The sequence below is a fragment of the Agarivorans albus genome, assembly GCF_019670105.1.
Taxonomy (GTDB): domain Bacteria; phylum Pseudomonadota; class Gammaproteobacteria; order Enterobacterales; family Celerinatantimonadaceae; genus Agarivorans; species Agarivorans albus.
In genome coordinates, this window is sequence record NZ_AP023032.1 from 3,232,461 (window position 1) to 3,249,399 (window position 16,939).

At 45.0% G+C, this 16,939-nt stretch carries 14 protein-coding genes and 8 tRNA genes; 1 reads left to right on the plus strand and 21 read right to left on the minus strand.

Annotated elements, in window-relative coordinates; translation table 11 throughout:
• Nucleotides 1-41: 41 nt before the first annotated feature.
• From luxS to K5620_RS14610, 6 genes are all read right to left on the minus strand, one after another.
• Nucleotides 42-551, minus strand: coding sequence for an S-ribosylhomocysteine lyase (luxS, locus tag K5620_RS14585; RefSeq protein WP_016403969.1), 510 nt, complete (start codon nt 549-551; stop codon nt 42-44).
• Nucleotides 552-603: 52 nt separating this feature from the next.
• The gene (locus K5620_RS14590) at nt 604-1,200 is read right to left on the minus strand and encodes a transglycosylase SLT domain-containing protein (protein WP_016403968.1); all 597 of its coding nucleotides are present in this window, start codon (nt 1,198-1,200) and stop codon (nt 604-606) included.
• A gap of 34 nt (nt 1,201-1,234) precedes the next feature.
• On the minus strand, nt 1,235-2,812 hold the full coding sequence (gene gshA, locus K5620_RS14595) for a glutamate--cysteine ligase (protein WP_040307702.1): 1,578 nt from the start codon (nt 2,810-2,812) through the stop codon (nt 1,235-1,237).
• 86 nt (nt 2,813-2,898) lie between these two features.
• Nucleotides 2,899-5,745: a M16 family metallopeptidase gene (locus K5620_RS14600; protein WP_246612291.1), complete on the minus strand. Its 2,847-nt coding sequence runs from the start codon at nt 5,743-5,745 to the stop codon at nt 2,899-2,901.
• Between the two features lie 24 nt (nt 5,746-5,769).
• On the minus strand, nt 5,770-6,201 hold the full coding sequence (locus tag K5620_RS14605; RefSeq protein WP_016403965.1) for a YqaA family protein: 432 nt from the start codon (nt 6,199-6,201) through the stop codon (nt 5,770-5,772).
• 9 nt (nt 6,202-6,210) lie between these two features.
• Complete coding sequence (locus K5620_RS14610) at nt 6,211-6,816, minus strand: beta-phosphoglucomutase family hydrolase (RefSeq protein ID WP_016403964.1); 606 nt, start codon at nt 6,814-6,816, stop codon at nt 6,211-6,213.
• A gap of 412 nt (nt 6,817-7,228) precedes the next feature.
• On the opposite strand from K5620_RS14610, the gene K5620_RS14615 reads away from it, so the two are divergent.
• Complete coding sequence (locus K5620_RS14615) at nt 7,229-7,396, plus strand: hypothetical protein (protein WP_016403963.1); 168 nt, start codon at nt 7,229-7,231, stop codon at nt 7,394-7,396.
• 52 nt (nt 7,397-7,448) lie between these two features.
• Here the strand turns inward: K5620_RS14615 and K5620_RS14620 are convergent, their stop codons facing one another.
• The 15 genes from K5620_RS14620 to K5620_RS14690 all read right to left on the minus strand — a co-directional run bounded on the left by K5620_RS14620 (nt 7,449) and on the right by K5620_RS14690 (nt 16,908).
• The gene (locus K5620_RS14620) at nt 7,449-8,579 is read right to left on the minus strand and encodes a sodium ion-translocating decarboxylase subunit beta (protein ID WP_016403962.1); all 1,131 of its coding nucleotides are present in this window, start codon (nt 8,577-8,579) and stop codon (nt 7,449-7,451) included.
• Between the two features lie 12 nt (nt 8,580-8,591).
• Nucleotides 8,592-10,373 carry a sodium-extruding oxaloacetate decarboxylase subunit alpha gene (oadA, locus tag K5620_RS14625; protein WP_016403961.1) on the minus strand — a complete coding sequence of 594 codons (1,782 nt, stop codon included), beginning with the start codon at nt 10,371-10,373 and terminating at the stop codon, nt 8,592-8,594.
• 20 nt (nt 10,374-10,393) lie between these two features.
• A complete protein-coding gene (locus K5620_RS14630) occupies nt 10,394-10,636 on the minus strand; it encodes an OadG family protein (RefSeq protein ID WP_040307700.1) in 243 nt (80 codons plus the stop codon).
• Between the two features lie 350 nt (nt 10,637-10,986).
• Nucleotides 10,987-11,063 (minus strand) — tRNA-Arg (locus K5620_RS14635).
• 59 nt (nt 11,064-11,122) lie between these two features.
• A tRNA-Arg gene (locus K5620_RS14640) sits at nt 11,123-11,199 on the minus strand.
• A gap of 11 nt (nt 11,200-11,210) precedes the next feature.
• A tRNA-Ser gene (locus tag K5620_RS14645) sits at nt 11,211-11,303 on the minus strand.
• Between the two features lie 45 nt (nt 11,304-11,348).
• A tRNA-Arg gene (locus K5620_RS14650) sits at nt 11,349-11,425 on the minus strand.
• Between the two features lie 48 nt (nt 11,426-11,473).
• Nucleotides 11,474-11,550 (minus strand) — tRNA-Arg (locus tag K5620_RS14655).
• Between the two features lie 53 nt (nt 11,551-11,603).
• Nucleotides 11,604-11,680 (minus strand) — tRNA-Arg (locus K5620_RS14660).
• Between the two features lie 47 nt (nt 11,681-11,727).
• Nucleotides 11,728-11,804: transfer RNA gene (locus K5620_RS14665), tRNA-Arg, on the minus strand.
• 11 nt (nt 11,805-11,815) lie between these two features.
• A tRNA-Ser gene (locus K5620_RS14670) sits at nt 11,816-11,908 on the minus strand.
• 243 nt (nt 11,909-12,151) lie between these two features.
• Nucleotides 12,152-12,331, minus strand: a complete 180-nt coding sequence (csrA, locus tag K5620_RS14675; protein WP_016402827.1) for a carbon storage regulator CsrA — start codon at nt 12,329-12,331, stop codon at nt 12,152-12,154.
• Between the two features lie 107 nt (nt 12,332-12,438).
• Nucleotides 12,439-13,653 carry an aspartate kinase gene (locus K5620_RS14680; RefSeq protein ID WP_016402828.1) on the minus strand — a complete coding sequence of 405 codons (1,215 nt, stop codon included), beginning with the start codon at nt 13,651-13,653 and terminating at the stop codon, nt 12,439-12,441.
• Between the two features lie 38 nt (nt 13,654-13,691).
• Nucleotides 13,692-16,316 (minus strand): alanine--tRNA ligase, encoded by a 2,625-nt coding sequence (alaS, locus tag K5620_RS14685; protein WP_016402829.1) that lies wholly within the window; start codon nt 16,314-16,316, stop codon nt 13,692-13,694.
• A 142-nt stretch (nt 16,317-16,458) separates the two neighbouring features.
• Nucleotides 16,459-16,908: a regulatory protein RecX gene (locus K5620_RS14690; protein ID WP_016402830.1), complete on the minus strand. Its 450-nt coding sequence runs from the start codon at nt 16,906-16,908 to the stop codon at nt 16,459-16,461.
• Nucleotides 16,909-16,939: the final 31 nt, after the last annotated feature.

The following is a 16,939-nucleotide window of genomic DNA, read 5'->3' on the forward strand; positions in this document are numbered from 1 at the left end:
AAGCCAGCTAAGTGCTGGCTTCTTTAGTAGCGAAATACGGCTTAAAGCTTACCAAGAATCTCGTCAGATAATCCCAGTTCATCATTTTTGTTTACGCTAATACCACGTTCAATGATGCTAGTAGCAATGCTCTTAGCTTCGTCTAAAGAGTGCATAGCATAAGTACCACATTGGTATTCATTGAGCTCGGGAATGTCATTTTGATTAGCTACAGCGAGTACATCATGCATAGAGGCTAACCAAGCGTCGGCAACTTGTTGCTCGTTAGGGCTACCAATTAAGCTCATGTAAAAGCCAGTGCGGCAACCCATTGGCGAAATATCGATGATTTCTACGTCAGCAGAATTTAAATGCTCACGCATAAAGCCGGCATAAAGGTGCTCTAAGGTATGAATACCTTTCTCAGACAAAATCTCCTCGTTAGGCACGCAGTAACGTAAATCAAATACTGTAATAGTGTCTTTGCTAGGCGTAGACATGGTTTTGGCTACGCGAACCGCTGGGGCATGCATGCGGGTGTGGTCTACGGTAAAACTATCTAATAAAGGCATGATTTTCTCTCTTCATATCTCAGCCTAGCTGAGACTCATTATTTGGGTGTATTTAAGCAAAGAATAGTCGCCATAGCCAGCTACTATCTAGATCGTCTTTACACTTATTATACTGGGCAGCATAGCGTTTCGATCGCTGGTCTACTGTACCCGCTACCTTCACCAACCATTGTTTCTGGTGATAAGTACCACGTTTATAACCGCCCCAGCCTTCGTGATAGTTTAAATACTGATTGCGCGCATCCCACTTCGATACCCCGTTTATTTTATGGGTTTTGTTGGTAAACCAGCCCATAAAGTCGATAGCATCGTCGAAGTTAGTTCGTGACGACCAAGAGTTGCCAGTTTCACGCACGTAGTCATCCCAGGTCATGGTTTTAGCTTGGCTATAGCCATAAGCGCTACTAGCACGGCCTACAGGAATAAACCCAAACCAATATTGCATTGGGGGGCGAGCATTATGCTTGAAGCTGGATTCTTGATACATCATTGCCATGGGAACATGCACTGGCGTGCCCCATTTCTTGTTCATCTTCTTCGCTGATTTATACCAATCGCGCTTTTCTTCAAAAATGCTACATAGGTTCTCAGGATCTTTGGGCGGCGCACTGCTGCATCCCGCCAATACACCTAAACCCAAAACTACCATGGCTACTTTAGCCCACTGAACAAGCGATACATCCCTACTTATTGGCATTCTCAAAATACTTCGTTAAAAAGTGATCAAAATCGAGGTCATCACTAGCTTCTATTGCTTGTTGCTCAGCAAAGCTTTGTTCAGCCATCGCGCTAAAGTCTTGATCTTGCCAGTTATTAGGCTTATGACCAAGCATCTCTTCGCGATATTGTGCAGCCCATTGCAAGCCCAAGCTGCTGTTGTCTACCGATTGTGATTTTAACAAACGTAGAAAACGTGAAGAGTATGTATTGTCATTGGCAATGTCGGCTATCGCTTGCTCTAGCGATACACTAAAGTCTGGCTCAGCACGCTGAGTATCAAGCAGTTGCGCGGCCTGTTGCATCTTAGCTAGCAAACTTTCGATATGTGCTGGCAAGCTTTGTTCTTCACCGGCAATGGTGAGTGACAGTTCAGGGTTACGCCCTTCAATAGCCACCGCATTAAAGTTGTCACGACAAGCTTGCAACTCCTCTTTGCACATTTCAGGTGAGTCCATCAAAACGCAAGCCAGCAACAAACTATCTATCACTCGCACCTGTGCCTCGGTTACACCTACAGCATCAAAGGGGTTAACATCTAGGGCTCTAATTTCGATGTATTCAATACCATCTTCAGCTAGAGCTTGAGAAGGAGTTTGACCAGACTTAGCAACACGCTTGGCGCGAATAGGCGCATACAACTCATTTTCTATCTGCAGAATGTTGGCGTTTAGCTGACGATATTCACCATCAACCTTCACCCCAATCTTGGCAAACTCTTCAGAATGAGAACTTACCGCTTTACGAACGCTTTGTACGTACTCACTAACGCTGTTGTAGTTAATATCTAGTTCATGTTGGGCCGAACTGGTGTAACCCAAGTCACTCAAACGCAATGAAGTGGCGTAAGGTAAATAAAGTGTACCTTTAGCCATTTTTTCAAAAGCGAGTTGGCTCTCGCCTGCGTTCATGAATGAACCACATAGCGCCGGTGAGGCACCATAAAGATAAGCCACCATCCAACCATAGCGGTAAAAATTACGAATTAAAGCCATGTAACGTTGCGAGATGTACTCAGAAAGCGGCTGTTGGTCGCCATCAACTTTTTGTAGTTGCTGCCAAAAGCTTTGCGGCAAAGAGAAGTTATAGTGCACACCAGAGATCACCTGCATAGCGCTGCCATAACGATGACGTAGCCCCTGGCGATAAGCATGTTTCATCTTACCAATGTTTGATTGGCCGTAATCCGCTAACACAATGTCTTGCTCGTCACCAATGTAACAAGGCATGCTTAAAGGCCACAAACGCTGTCCATCAAGCTGCTTTAGTGTTTCATGGTGAATATCGGTGAGTCGAGACAGCACCTGTTCTACGCTGTCTGAAACCGGAGTGATAAACTCCAACAAGGTTTCTGCGTAATCGGTGGTAATCAGAGGATGAGTAAGCGCTGAGCCTAATGCTTTAGGATGACCATTAGGTGCTAACTTTCCCTGTTCGCAAATGCGTAAAGCTTCACGTTCAATACCGCGTTTAATGCCAAGCACTCCGGTATCTGCCATTGCTGCGCTCAATTGCGTCAGCCGAGTAGTAAACTGTTGAGTCAAGTTGAACTCACTATCTTGTTAAAACGCGTAATGTGGCAAAGCATAGCGAGATCGCCCATGTTTTGCCACCACTGTGCGTTGCTACGTTACAATGCAAGTTCTTGAACTGGCATACCTATTTTCTTTAGCTCTGGTAGAAGCAGCTGTTTATCACCCACTACTACCACTATCATTTCTTCTGGTGAGAAGTACTTCGCAGCCAGTTGCTGTAATTCAGCTTGGCTAATATTGGCGGTAATTTGATTCTGAGTGGCGACAAATTCTGGCCCCAAATCAAAGGCCAACATTTGCATCAAAAATGAGGCTTTCTGCGATGGTGTTGCGTAGGCTAAGGCCTCTTGCTGAGAGACTGCACTGCGCATGTATGAGAGTTCTTCATCGCTTGGTCCACTTTTTGAGTAAGCTTCTAGCTCGGCCAACAACTCTTGAATGGCCGATGCGGTGGCATCTTGTCGCACATCGGTTGAGATAACAAAGCTACCGCTATCTTTAAAACCGCCAAATCCACTACTTACGCCATAGGTATAACCTTTGTCTTCACGTAAGTTCATGTTAATTCGACTATTAAAGTTGCCGCCAAAATTAAAGTTCATCAAGTTAGCTTTAAAGTACTCACCGGTAGCATCGTAAGGCATCGCTAAACGGCCAATCCGAATCACCGACTGCACCGCACCCGGCTTATCGAGCAGGTAAATGGTGTTGTTGTCCGCAGAAGGTTTCGCCGTTAAATGAGCGGCCTTACTCGCCTCGCCTTGCCATTTTTGTTGTAAAGGCTGCAATGCCTGTTCAATCTGTGCTTGCTTGAGGTTGCTCACAGCAACCAGCTGGCTGCCGTTTGGTTGGTAATGCTGTTGCCAAAACTGCTTCACATCTTCTAAGGTGAGCGCAGCTACGCTGTCGCGGCTTCCCCAGCTAGAGGTTGCTAGGCGGCTGCCTTCCCCAAAGAACAAGCTTTGACTGGCAATACTGGCTAGCCAATTTGGCTGATTAAATTTCTGCTCAATACTTTGCAGGTGGCGGGCTTTTTCACGCTCGAACTCGGCACTATTAAACGCGGGGGTTAATAAGCGCTGCTGCAAAATATCCAGAACCTGAGGCAAGTTCTCGGTTAACGAAGACAGACTAATATTTTGGCTGTATAACCCGCCACTAAAATTAACTGACGCGCCCAGCTCTGTAAGTTGATCTGATATCTCAGCGGCAGTGGTTTGCTGGGTGCTTTGCATTAACATCTGCGCAGTGAGCTTAGCCAAACCTTCTTTGCCTTTGGGCTCTGAAATACTGCCGCCGGGTAATCTGAACTGCAGGGTAACTGTAGGAGTTGGCTGCTCTGAGGTGCCTAATACCTGCAAGCCATTGGTTAACTCTGCATGCCATAATTCCGGTAACTTAACAGCCACAGCAGGGCCAGAAGGCGGCTCTATACTGCGGTCAAAGTTATCTTTCACTTCGCGCAGTGCTAGCTCACTGTCATCAATGTGCTGCTGCTCGGGCAGAGTGCGCGGAGCGGGTGTAAAGTTGTCTTTGCCAGCGATTAATTGAGTTTGCCCTCGTGGTACCACACTCATCACCACCCTCGGCTTACCTATGATGTAATGCTGATAAGCCTCTTGAACCTGTTGATCGTTTACATTTTGAAACTGTTGCAGTACTTCACTGATATATAAAGGCTGTTCAAAGAAGGTTTCGCCAAAGGCAAGCTGAGTGACCACATCAGAGACACTTTCTAAGCTATAAATAGTTGAAGCTTTAAGCGATGAGCGAACGCGTTGTAAATCTTCTGCGCTTACTCCGCGCTCTGCAAAATCGTTAATGGCTTGGTCAACATCTTGCTCCAGCTGGGCCAAAGTTAAGCCAGCTTTCGGATTAGCACGCACATAAATCGACAATGTACAGGCCATTTCGCGGCAATAATGCGAGCTGCCCGCAGACAAGGCTTTACCTGATTCAACCAATGATTGATGCAGCAGTGAGCTTTTGCCCCCACCTAAAATCTCAGAAAACATGTCTAAGGCGACTTCGTCTTCAGCACCGGCATACACCGTGGGATAGCTGATATAGAGCAAAGGGATATGGATACGATCTTCTAAAGAAATATAGCGAGTTTCACTAAGCTTGGCTGGGCTTGGAGTAATTTGGGGAATTTCGGGGCCACTGGGGATACCACCAAAATATTTGTTTATCCACTCTAAGGTTTGTAGCTCATCAATATCACCACCAATGCTTAACACCGCATTATTTGGCCCATACCAACGAAGGAAAAATGCCTTTAAGTCATTTACATCTACCCGATTTAAATCTTCTATATAGCCGATAGGTTGCCACGAGTATGGATGTTCTCGGGGATAAAGCGCTTCGTCTACCCGCTCTGATAATAAACCGTAAGGAGCATTGTCGACTCGCTGTGCACGTTCATTTTTTACGGTATCGCGCTGGATTTCGAATTTCTTCTGGCTTACCGCTTCGAGCAAAAAGCCCATTCGATCGGCCTCTAACCACAGTACTTTTTCAAGCTGATTAGCTGGAACAGTTTGGTAGTAATTGGTGCGATCTTTTGTAGTAGAACCATTCATGGTTCCGCCCGCTTCGTTAATAATGCGAAAGTGCTCTTGGTCTCCAACATGCTTAGAGCCCTGGAACATCATATGTTCAAAGAAGTGGGCAAAGCCGGATTTACCCGGCTCTTCGCGATTAGAGCCAACATGATAAGTAATATCTACATGGGCTAAAGGCGCATTATCATCTTGGTAGAGCAATACCGTTAGGCCATTAGTTAAGCGATACTTTTTGTAAGCTATCTGGATGTCGCTATTATTGGCCTGTGAGGTTTCGACTAACTCCACCCCTTTGGGTAGCTCAACTGAAGAGTTAGGGTCTATCTGAGTACAAGCAGCTAACCACAGAATGCTAAGCACACTTAACCATCTAAGCACTATATTGACCTCTCTAATCATTTATTAAATATTCACAACTGCGTTGCCTAATGCCAACAGCAAAGCGTAACGAATCGCTTTGCCAATAAGCATGGCAATAGTGCTTTGCCAAACCGGTAGCTTAGCCGCGCCCGCAACAAAACAAAGCGCATCGCCAATTACTGGAGCCCAGCTCATGAGTAAACTCCAAGCACCGTATTTGACCAAACAAGGCTTAGCCTTGGCTTGTTGGTTCAAGTTAGGTAACCAACTAAAATGCCTATTACCAAAGTAAAAAGCGCCCCAGCCCATAGCAAAGGTGACCAAGCCACCTAGGGTATTGCCTAAGGTAGCTACCACTAACAAGCTGAGCCATTGTTCAGGAACTTGGCTAGCTAAACCCAACAACACAACTTCTGAGCTACCGGGTAACAAGGTAGCCGATACAAAGGCGCTAAAAAATAAAACAACTAACAATAGAACCGCCTAATCAACAAAATAATTCGCTGGCCACAAGTTTCTTACATCAACCACCGCCATCCCGGCGGCTTTAGCAGCCTCTATGCCGGCATCAGCGTCTTCAAATACCAAACATGCTTGCGGTTCTACCTGCATCAATTCTGCACACTTTAAGAAGGTGTCAGGAGCAGGTTTATGGGCATCTACGAGATCAGCACCAACAATCGCCTGTAACTTATCAGCTATACCTAATTTACTAAGTATCATCTCGGCTTGCTGCTGGCTTGCACCTGTCCCTACCGCCATCAGCTTTTCACCTAAAAAATGCTCATACACTTTAATTAAGGGCGTTGGCAGTATTTCACTATTCACTAGTTGGTGATAACACTGCTCTTTAGCATCCACCACTTTGTTAACATCTATCCCTTTTATATGGGCATCGGCAAGCAAGTTTTCAACTGTTTGTAAGGTTGGCATACCGCTCATGGCCAGCATTTGCTCAGAGGTAAAAGGAATAGAAAACTGATTGAGAGCAGACTGCCACGCGTTTTGATGATGTTGCATGGAGTCAATCAAAGTTCCATCCATGTCAAAAATGAAAGCGGCATAGTTTTGGTAATCTTGGAAGTTCATAATCTACTCTGTATGCGGTCGGACTGAACAGCAGCCGATGTAGCCTGCATCATACCAATTAGCGGCGATTTAACTAGAATATTTTATTAAGCGCGGTAACACGGGAAACCAGCAATGAAAGTTAATTGAGTGAAAACGAGTAATCTGTGTGAAGCGTAGCGAAGTTAATGATTAGCTTATACCAATCGTACTAAGTAGCTGTTCATTCTATCTGGTTAAAATGTTCGATAACTACGTTAGGATTTTTGATTGTAGAATAACTACTTATCGAACAATCCTGCCTTATTCTCGAGTATTTTTCCTGCGTTATTTCTGATCACTTACTTAGTGTGATTGGTATTACTTCAATTTATAAGTAATGAAGGTAAACTAAAAGTTCTTCAATTACTTAAGTGACCCAGTAGGTACAATTATGGTGCGATTTTTCTTGTTGCCCTTGTTATTAACCATTTTATGGACACTGTTTCTATTCCACTACGGCTTAAGCTTTAAACAAGGTTTAAAAGGCTACTATTGGATTATTGGAATTAGCAGCGCATTGATCGGCTTTTTCTCATTAATGATTTGGCTAACCCATTAGCTAGACATAAAAAAAGCTTGCCGAGGCAAGCTTTTTATTTAGCGCTTGTGTATTAACCAACTAAAGACAGCAATACACCCGCAGCTACAGCACTACCTAGTACCCCAGCAACGTTTGGCCCCATTGCATGCATCAACAAGAAGTTATGTGGGTTTGACTCCAAACCCACCTTGTTTACTACACGTGCAGCCATTGGCACCGCTGATACACCAGCAGCACCAATTAGTGGGTTAATTTTACCGCCACTTAAACGGCTCATTAGCTTAGCCATTAATACGCCTGAGGCAGTACCAATACCAAATGCCACTGCACCTAAGCCAAGAATACCTAAGGTTTCTACGGTTAAGAATTTATCTGCAGATAACTTAGAACCTACCGCTAAACCTAAGAAAATGGTTACTACGTTGATTAGCTCGTTTTGCGCAGTTTTGCTTAAGCGGTCAACTACGCCACTTTCACGCATTAGGTTACCTAAACAGAACATACCTACTAAAGGCGTTGCTGCTGGCAAGAACAAAATGGTTAAGCCAAGTACTGCGATAGGGAAAACAATCTTTTCTCGCACGCTTACTGGACGCAATTGCTCCATTTGAATTTCGCGCTCTTCTTTAGAAGTTAAGGCCTTCATAATTGGCGGCTGAATAATTGGAACCAACGCCATGTATGAATAAGCGGCTACCGCAATCGCACCTAATAAATCGGGTGCAAGTTTAGAGGCAAGGAAGATAGCCGTCGGACCATCAGCACCGCCAATAATGGCGATCGCAGAAGCATCAGCCAGCGTGAAATCAAAACCTGGGATCATGTTTAATAAAATTGCGCCAAATAGCGTTGCAAAAATACCAAACTGAGCCGCAGCGCCTAGCAATAACATCCTTGGGTTTGCGATAAGCGCACCAAAGTCAGTTAATGCACCCACTCCCATAAAGATAAGTAGCGGGAACACGCCAGTTTCAATTCCTACATGGTAAACGTAGTAAAGCAAACCACCTTCATCGTTGAACCCGGCGTTTGGAATATTGGCCAGCACCGCACCAAAACCAATGGGTAACAATAATAAAGGCTCAAATTTACGCACAATTGCCAAATACAACAGTAGTAAACCTACTGCCATCATTACTAATTGTGCAGGTTCGAAGTTAGCTAGGCCGGTTTCCAGCCATAGCTTAGTAATTCCTTCCACGTTCTCGCTCCCTTACGCGATGCTAAGTAGGACTTCACCCACTGCAACCGCATCACCTTCTCTAACTAATACCTCGTCAACAACCCCGGTTTTAGCGGAACGGATTTCGGTTTCCATTTTCATTGCTTCCATAATCAGCAATACATCGCCCTCTTGCACATTGGCACCAGGCTTAGCGAGAACTTTAAAAATGTTACCCGCTAAAGGAGCTGGTAGCGCTTCGCCTTTGCCACTGGCAGCTGGTGCTGCTGGAGTGGCCGCAGCTGGCGCTGAGCTGGCTACTGGTGTTACGCCATCAATAGAACCCTCTGGGCCTACATCTACGGTGTACAGCTGACCGTCTACTCGCACCGAGTAAGTTTCTACTGCGCCAGGTTTAGCAGGAGCCGCTACTTTAACGTCATCAGCGCTGGGTACTGGCTCAAAGGCATCTGGGTTGCCACGATTCTCTAGGAACTTAAGGCCAATTTGTGGGAACAATGCGTAGGTTAAGGCATCGTCAATTTTGTCTTCAGCTAGAGCAAAGCCTTTTTCTTTGGCTAGTTGCTCAACTTCTGTTTCAAGACGCTCCATCTCTGCTTGCAGCAAATCAGCAGGGCGACAGGTAATGGCTTCTGCGCCATCAAGAACACGCGCTTGTAACTCCGCATTCAGCTCACCAGGCGCTTTACCGTATTGACCACTTAAGATACCTGCAGTTTCTTTGGTAATCGTTTTGTAACGCTCACCAGTTAAAACGTTAAGCACTGCTTGACTACCTACAATTTGCGAAGTAGGTGTTACTAGTGGAATGTAACCTAAATCTTTACGTACTTTAGGTATCTCTAGCAATACTTCATCAAGTTTATCTGCAGCGCCTTGCTCTTTAAGCTGACCTTCCATGTTGGTTAACATGCCACCAGGTACTTGCGCGATAAGAATGCGTGAATCAACACCTTTAAGGCTGCCTTCGAACTTAGCGTACTTTTTACGTACTTCACGGAAGTAAGCGGCAATAGATTCCAGTTTAGTTAGGTCTAAGCCAGTATCGCGCTCAGTACCTTCTAGCATCGCTACAATGGTCTCTGTTGGGCTGTGACCATAAGTACAGCTCATTGAAGAGATGGCGGTATCAATGATGTCTACGCCTGCTTCAATGGCCTTTATGTGGGTTGGTAAGCTTAAACCGGTAGTTGCATGACAGTGCAGCGCAATTTCCACATCTGTTTCAGCTTTAAGACGCTTAATCAAGGTTTCAGCTTCATACGGCTTTAATAAGCCTGACATATCCTTAATTGCAATTGAGTGACAACCAATGTCTTCTAAACGCTTAGCTAAGTCTACCCAGTTATCCGTGGTGTGAATTGGGCTAGTAGTGTAAGAAATAGTACCTTGAGCGTGTGCGCCGCAATCAAGAGCAGCTTTTACCGCCGTTTGGAAGTTTCGTGGATCGTTCATCGCATCGAAGATACGGAATACGTCCATACCGTTTTTAACCGCTCGCTCAACAAAGCGTTCAACTACGTCATCGGCGTAGTGACGGTAGCCGAGTAGATTCTGGCCACGCAACAGCATTTGCTGTTTAGTATTAGGCATGGCTTTTTTCAGCTCACGCAAACGCTCCCATGGATCTTCACCAAGGTAACGAATACAAGCGTCAAAGGTTGCGCCGCCCCATGTTTCTAAAGACCAATAACCAATTTGGTCGAGTTGCTCAGCAATAGGCAACATATCTTCAATACGAAGACGGGTTGCTAATAATGATTGATGCGCGTCGCGCAATACAACATCGGTTAATGCAAGTGGTTTAGACATTGCGTTAAATCCTCTTTTAGTTATTGGGCCTTCCGGTACTGTTGAACAGCTGCTGATATAGCGGCTACTACAGTGGCGTTATTGGCAGGTTGGGGAGTTGGAGACGAGGTTTGCGTTGGTTCCGCTACTTCAGCTAGCGGTGGCGCTAGCTTAGCTAAGCCATTTACCGCAACAATAAGTAGCGATAAAAAAGCGAATACGGCGATCATCCCGACCCCCATTAACGTTGCTGCTTCCACTAACAGCTCAGTCAAATCCATCATATTATTAATCCACATCCTTTGAGATTGGCGTAAGAATTACATGCTAAACAACAAAAATCAAACTTGATTTTTGAATAATTATTCAAAACCTTGGTATTGTTAACTTTATTTTGCCAATGACAAAATTCGCAATTATACGCCACATCGCTCATTACACAGCTTAAACCGCCAAACGATAACATTTGGTTAACAACTGATTTACAGCTGTACGACAGCATAATTCATTAACTAATCTAGCAGCTTAGCTACCTCAAAAGTAGTAATGTCGATCACAAGAGATGCAATTTTAAGATGAATAAGAGGTGAATAGTGATCTAGGGCGTGAAAGAGAATAAATAGAAGAGAGAAAATGGCGCGCGTGGAAGGATTCGAACCTCCGACCGCCTGGTTCGTAGCCAGGTACTCTATCCAGCTGAGCTACACGCGCGTGGGTTATGAAACAAAGCCTAGAAGAGAATGGGCAATGCATCAAATAAAAACAGAAAATGGCGCGCGTGGAAGGATTCGAACCTCCGACCGCCTGGTTCGTAGCCAGGTACTCTATCCAGCTGAGCTACACGCGCGTTGAAATCGATGGCGGTGAGGGAGGGATTCGAACCCTCGATAGGGCTACAAACCCTATACTCCCTTAGCAGGGGAGCGCCTTCGGCCACTCGGCCACCTCACCTCGATTTCCTTCAGCAAGCTCGCCCAAGGGCAAACTCATGAAGAATGGCGCGCGTGGAAGGATTCGAACCTCCGACCGCCTGGTTCGTAGCCAGGTACTCTATCCAGCTGAGCTACACGCGCGCAGAAAACACTTTGTAAACAAGAACGACAAGTCATTCTTTTAAAATATGGCGCGCGTGGAAGGATTCGAACCTCCGACCGCCTGGTTCGTAGCCAGGTACTCTATCCAGCTGAGCTACACGCGCACAGGTAACACTTCAATAAAAAAAGCTCACATAACTATGAGCTTTTTAAATAATGGCGCGCGTGGAAGGATTCGAACCTCCGACCGCCTGGTTCGTAGCCAGGTACTCTATCCAGCTGAGCTACACGCGCGCAGAAAACGCTTTGTAATAAGAATGACGAATCATTCTTTTAAAATATGGCGCGCGTGGAAGGATTCGAACCTCCGACCGCCTGGTTCGTAGCCAGGTACTCTATCCAGCTGAGCTACACGCGCGTTGAAATCGATGGCGGTGAGGGAGGGATTCGAACCCTCGATAGGGCTACAAACCCTATACTCCCTTAGCAGGGGAGCGCCTTCGGCCACTCGGCCACCTCACCGCGATTTCGGATGCAGATATTACTGCTTCCAAAAATATAGTCAAACCTTTTTTGTCACTTTTCTTTTGTTCGTTCAGCTTTCGAACAGTTGGCTATGTATTTGTTTAGCAACTGACTACAAAGCAAACGTTCTGGCAATTGAGAGGTGAATTTGTGGCCACTGCTCATCAACATCAAAAGCCTAAAAAAACAAAAGGAAGCCAGAGGCTTCCTAAAGATAAATCTTGGCAATGTAAGGCTTGCTTAGGCGCCGGCACTTTTCTCTGCTTGAATGCGCATGTAGATTTCTTCACGGTGCACAGATACTTCTTTTGGTGCGTTTACGCCGATACGTACTTGGTTACCTTTAACACCTAATACAGTTACGGTTACTTCATCCCCAATCATTAACGTTTCGCCTACACGGCGCGTCAAAATTAGCATTCATTATCTCCTTAAATTCATATTCTTGTTCTTTAGCGACTTATCTAAGCTGTTATTTTTCTGCTATTAAGCGTATAGACTAGCTTGTTTAAGCCAAAGAGTCATTATTATTGCTCTAGGTTATATGCACTATGCAAAGCACGTACAGCCAACTCTAAATACTTTTCGTCTACTACAACCGACACTTTGATTTCAGAAGTCGAGATAAGTTGCATATTAATGCCCTCGTCTCCTAAGGTTTCAAACATGGTTTTAGCAACACCAGGGTGGTTCATCATGCCCACCCCAACGATAGAAATTTTTGCCAAGGAATCTTTACCTTGAACTTCACGTGCGCCTAGTTTGCTAGAGGTTTCTTCTAGTAACTCTTTTGCTCGCTTGTAATCATTACGGTGAACCGTAAAGGTAAAATCTGCCGTATTATCGCCCATCGAGTTCTGAATGATCATATCAACGTCAATATTAGCATCACCAATGGGTGCCAAAATTGATGCAGCAACGGAAGGTTTATCTGGTACACCCAAAATAGTTAAACTTGCTTCATCACGATTAAATGCGATGCCTGATATTACGGGTGACTCCATTTTATTTCCCTCATAACTAATTAAGGTGCCATTACCTTCAGTAAAACTCGATAGAACACGCAACGGCACATTATATTTGCCGGCAAACTCAACAGCGCGGATCTGTAAAACTTTTGCGCCTAAACTGGCCATTTCCAGCATTTCTTCAAAAGTAATGCTCTCTAAACGGCGAGCTTTAGGCTCTACCCGAGGGTCAGTGGTGTAAACACCATCTACATCGGTGTATATCTGACACTCATCGGCTTTAAGCGCCGCGGCAATAGCCACTGCGGTAGTGTCTGAACCACCACGACCCAAAGTAGTAATGTAGTTGTCTGGGCTCCTACCTTGGAAGCCAGCAATCACCACCACTTTATTGTCTTTCAAGTGTGCGTGAATATTGTGATCGTCAATATCAGTAATACGCGCTTTACCATGCGCATTATCGGTATGCATGCGGATCTGGTCGCCAGTCATAGAAATCGCATCACAACCTTTCTTCTGCAGTGCGATACTCAGCAAGGCAATAGTGACTTGCTCGCCGGTAGATACCAATACGTCTTTTTCACGCTCACTGGCGTTTTCATCAATCTCTTGGGCCAAGCCTAATAAACGGTTGGTTTCACCAGACATTGCTGAAAGGACAACCACGATGTCATCGCCCGCTTCTTTACAGCGAATAACGCGATCAGCTACGGCTTGGATACGCTCTAAAGTACCTACCGAAGTGCCGCCATATTTTTGAACAATTAGTGCCACTTGCTTTCCTTTTTCTCTAACACTTAATGTATAACTATTTAAAGCTTCTCAACAAGCCACTCTTTCACTTCCGCTAGGGCTTTAGGTAAACCATCTGGATTTGAACCGCCAGCTTGTGCCATATCTGGACGGCCGCCACCTTTACCACCAACACATTGCGCAGCGATATTCACCATTTCACCCGCTTTAACACGACCAGTAAGATCTTTAGTTACACCGGCAACCAAGCTAACTTTTCCGTCGTTTACAGTGCCTAGTAAAATTACGCCGCTTTCAAGCTTAACTTTGAGCTCATCAACGCTACTACGCAGTGCTTTACCTTCTGCGCCATCGATTAAAGCAATCAATACTTTCACACCATTAATGGTTTGTATTTGATCTGCAGCATCATTACTGGCGGCACTAGCTAACTTAGCTTTTAGCTGAGTTACTTCTTTCTCGAGCATTTTGTTGCGATCAACTAACTGAATCACTTTCTCACCAATATTAAATTGGTCGCCTTTAACCAAGTTAGCAGCTTTTTCTGTTTCTTCGGCTAGGCGGTGAATCAAGTCGATAGCAAATTGACCGGTTACCGCTTCAATACGACGAACCCCAGCAGCAATACCTGCTTCGCTGGTGATTTTAAAGAAACCGATGTCACCAGTGTGGTTTACGTGAGTTCCCCCACATAGCTCAGTTGAGAAATCACCCATGCTTACAACACGCACGTCGTCGTCATATTTCTCACCAAATAAGGCCATCGCACCAGCCTGCTTAGCTTCATCAAGGTTCATTACCTTGGTCTCAACAGGCAGGTTTCGACGAATTTGTTGGTTTACTAGGTGTTCAACTTGGCGTAACGAGCGCATAGACACACCTTCAAAGTGTGAAAAATCGAAACGTAAACGCGCCGCTTCTACCAAAGAACCTTTCTGGGTAACGTGTTCACCCAAGGTTTGACGCAATGCAGCGTGCAATAGGTGTGTTACCGAGTGGTTTAGCGCAGTATTCCAGCGACGACGAGAATCAACTTTAGCTTGCACCTGCTGCTGAACATTTAAGTCACCACCTTGCAGGTAACCTTTATGTACAAAAGCCTTACCCACTTTTAAGGTGTCTTGCACAACAAAACTTCCGCCTTGGTACATCAACTCGCCAGCATCGCCGGCTTGACCACCTGACTCGGCGTAAAACGGTGTTTTATCTAACACGATAATAGCTTGGTCACCGCCGGTGAGGGACGATTGAGGCTCGCCATCTTTATACATTTCAACAATCTTAACGTCTGCTTCTAAGTGTTGGTAACCAAGGAACTCAGTCGCGCTGTCAATAATTAGATTGTCGTTGTAGTCGGTACCAAAATTACTGGCTTGCTTCGCTCGCTCACGTTGAGCTTGCATGGCCGCTTCAAACTCGGCCTCATCTACACTTAACTCTCGCTCACGGGCGATATCAGCGGTTAAATCTGCGGGAAAGCCATAAGTATCATAAAGCTTAAACACCAAGTCACCTGGAATAACCGAACCTTCCAATTCGCCAAGTGCTTCGTCCAAAATTAACAAACCACGGTCAAGTGTTTTGGCAAACTGTTCTTCTTCTAGCTTAAGAACACGCTCAATAACCGGTAACTGAGTTTGCAACTCAGGGTAGGCTTCACCCATTTCAGCGATCAGTGCAGGCAATAATTTATAAAAGAATGCATCAGTAGCACCCAGCTTATTACCATGTCGAACCGCCCGACGAATGATACGGCGCAGTACGTAACCGCGACCTTCATTAGCAGGCATAACGCCATCAGCGATTAAGAAGCCACATGAACGAATATGGTCGGCAATTACTCGCAATGATTTGTTTTCCAAATCATTGGTGCCAATAATTTTCGCAGCTGCTGCAATCAGGTTTTGGAAAATATCAATTTCATAGTTAGAGTGTACGCCTTGTAAAATGGCAGCGATTCGCTCTAAGCCCATACCGGTATCAACCGATGGGTTTGGTAAGGGATCCATTGTTCCGTCGGCTTGACGGTTGAACTGCATGAATACTACGTTCCAAATCTCAATGAAACGGTCGCCATCTTCTTCAGGACTTCCCGGAGGACCGCCCCAGATATGTTCACCGTGGTCATAAAAGATTTCGGTACAAGGACCACAAGGCCCGGTGTCACCCATTTGCCAAAAGTTATCTGACTCAAACTTCTTATCTGGAGACTTATCGCCGATACGAATAATGCGATCTTTAGGCACGCCAATTTTGTTAGCCCACAAATCAAAGGCTTCATCATCGGTTTGGTAAACGGTGACTAAAAGCTTCTCTTTAGGTAACTTAACAACTTCAGTTAAGAACTCCCATGCATAGCCAATGGCTTCTTCTTTAAAGTAATCACCAAAGCTGAAGTTGCCTAGCATTTCAAAGAAAGTATGGTGACGCGCCGTATAGCCTACGTTTTCTAAATCATTGTGCTTACCACCTGCTCGCACACAACGTTGTGAGCTAGTGGCTCGACTGTAATTACGCTTATCAATGCCAAGAAATACGTCTTTGAACTGATTCATACCCGCATTGGTAAATAGTAAGGTAGGATCGTCGTGAGGGACTAATGAACTACTGGCAACTACTTGGTGATTTTTGCTGTTAAAGAAGCTTAAAAATGCATTTCTTACTTCAGCTGAAGTCATCTTCATGAAACTCTTTCCTGGGGGTTTGTAGCAACTCGACATAGCGGTGAAACCTAAAGTTTCCCGTCGATAAGCGCTAAAAAAGGTGAAACCGTTATTAATCGCGACAATATATCACGCAGACCTTTGCAGGCAAAGTGTTCGAGGCTTATTGCTGTTGTAGTTCGCTATACAAGATATTGATTAGTTCGAAATCGAAGCCTCGTCGAAACAAGTAGGCTGTACATTTTTGCTTTTGCATTCGGTCGCTGGGTAAACCTTGCTTAAATTTCTTGTTAAAACAAAGTTCGATGGCTTGGTACCAATCCCAGTCATCCTGTTCCAAAACTTCAATCGCTAAATCGCCGCTAATACCTTTGGTTTGCAAATACTGCTTAATATAGTTTTTTCCATAGCCTTTGCTAACCCTAGCGCGGGTTAACGATGCAGCATAACTTCTATCATCTAACCAAGCATTTTGTTGCGCGTATTCTAGAGCATCACTAACTTCGTCATCTTGGTAGCCTTTTTGCCGCAGTTTTTGCAACAGCTGCTGTTGGCTATAAGAACGTCTTGATAGCAAATCGATGGTGGTATGTAAGGCACTACGATTAGTCATAACAAAAAGGAGCCCTTAGGCTCCTTTATCT

Excerpts from the sequence above, each read along its gene's own strand:
- luxS (WP_016403969.1), bottom strand. The coding sequence starts at position 551 with ATGCCTTTATTAGATAGTTTTACCGTAGACCACACCCGCATGCATGCC.
- K5620_RS14590 (WP_016403968.1), bottom strand. The coding sequence starts at position 1,200 with ATGGTAGTTTTGGGTTTAGGTGTATTGGCGGGATGCAGCAGTGCGCCG.
- K5620_RS14610 (WP_016403964.1), bottom strand. The coding sequence starts at position 6,816 with ATGAACTTCCAAGATTACCAAAACTATGCCGCTTTCATTTTTGACATG.
- K5620_RS14615 (WP_016403963.1), top strand. The coding sequence starts at position 7,229 with ATGGTGCGATTTTTCTTGTTGCCCTTGTTATTAACCATTTTATGGACA.
- oadA (WP_016403961.1), bottom strand. The coding sequence starts at position 10,373 with ATGTCTAAACCACTTGCATTAACCGATGTTGTATTGCGCGACGCGCAT.
- K5620_RS14630 (WP_040307700.1), bottom strand. The coding sequence starts at position 10,636 with ATGATGGATTTGACTGAGCTGTTAGTGGAAGCAGCAACGTTAATGGGG.
- csrA (WP_016402827.1), bottom strand. The coding sequence starts at position 12,331 with ATGCTAATTTTGACGCGCCGTGTAGGCGAAACGTTAATGATTGGGGAT.
- alaS (WP_016402829.1), bottom strand. The coding sequence starts at position 16,316 with ATGAAGATGACTTCAGCTGAAGTAAGAAATGCATTTTTAAGCTTCTTT.
- K5620_RS14690 (WP_016402830.1), bottom strand. The coding sequence starts at position 16,908 with ATGACTAATCGTAGTGCCTTACATACCACCATCGATTTGCTATCAAGA.